Raw genomic sequence first — 1125 nt, forward strand, 5'->3', positions numbered from 1 at the left:
CGGACCGCCGCCGGGCCGTCGTCGTGCCCGCCCTCGACCAGGCGGTGGACCGCCGCCAGGTCCCAGGCGCGGGCCGGGCGGGGCGGGCTCGCCGCCGCCTGGAGCGCCCCGAGGACCTCCGCGGCCGACCACCACACCCACCGCGGCGACCGCTCGTGCTCCAGCCGGTCGAGGGCGGCGGCCGCGGCGTCGACGCCGGACGCCGCCACGGCCCACGACCGCTCCCCGTCCGCCAGGCCCAGCCCGCCCGGCGCCCGGACGACGGCCAGCAGCGCCCCCGGGGTCACGGCGCGGACCCGTCCCCGGAGCCCTCGCGGCCCGCGTCACGCCCGCCCCGGTCGTCCTCGGGCTCGTCCTCGACGTCCTCCGTCGTGACCCCGGCCGCACCCCCCGCGGCGACGTGCAGCCGCTCGACCGCCTCGACGACGTCCGCCTCCGCCGCGGGCTTGTCGGGCCGGTGGGCGAGGACCCGGGCGAAGCGCAGGGCGAGGCCGGCGGGGTAGCGGGGGGAGCGCTGGACGCCGTCCAGGGCGATCTCGACGACGAGCTCGGGGCGCACGCGCACGACCCAGCCGTCCCCCTCGACCGCGAGGGAGCGCAGCTGCTCCGTCTGCCACGCGAGCATGGCGTCGGTGAGCCCCTTGAAAGTCTTGCCGAGCATGACGAAGCCGCCCGGCGGCCCGAAGCGTCCGTGCGGGTCCCGGGCGCCGAGCCAGAGGTTGGACAGGGTGCCCCGGCGGCGCCCGGAGCCGTGCTCGGCGGCCAGCACGACGAGGTCGAGGGTCAGGCGCGGCTTGACCTTGACCCAGGCGGCCCCGCGGCGGCCGGCGGCGTAGGGCGCGTCCGCCGCCTTGACGACGACGCCCTCGTGGCCGCGGGCGAGCGCGTCGCGCGACGCCTCCTCGGCCGCGCCCGGCTCCTCGGGGGAGGCCTCGACGCCGGGGACGGCGAGTGAGGGCGCCAGCCGCAGGAGCTCGGCGCGCCGTCGGCGCAGCGGCTCGTCGAGGAGGTCCTCGCCGTCGCGGTGGAGCAGGTCGAAGAGGACGAGCCGGAGATCGGGCTCCCCGCCCCCGTCGCCCTCGGCCTCCTGCGCCGACCCCGGCCCGGCCGCGCCGGCGGCCCTGG

1 protein-coding gene and 1 pseudogene are annotated in these 1125 nt (G+C 80.4%); both read right to left on the reverse strand.

The window, feature by feature from the left end; translation table 11 throughout:
* Nucleotides 1-287 (reverse strand): annotated as a pseudogene (locus HLB09_RS17355) (DNA polymerase); the annotation flags it as partial.
* Nucleotides 284-1125, reverse strand: an 842-nt coding sequence (locus HLB09_RS17360) for an ATP-dependent DNA ligase (RefSeq protein WP_457920620.1), incomplete at its 5' end; no start/stop codon positions are given. The pseudogene HLB09_RS17355 and the gene HLB09_RS17360, both read right to left, overlap by 4 nt.

The sequence above is a fragment of the Pseudokineococcus marinus genome, assembly GCF_013004605.1.
Lineage (GTDB): Bacteria > Actinomycetota > Actinomycetes > Actinomycetales > Quadrisphaeraceae > Pseudokineococcus > Pseudokineococcus marinus.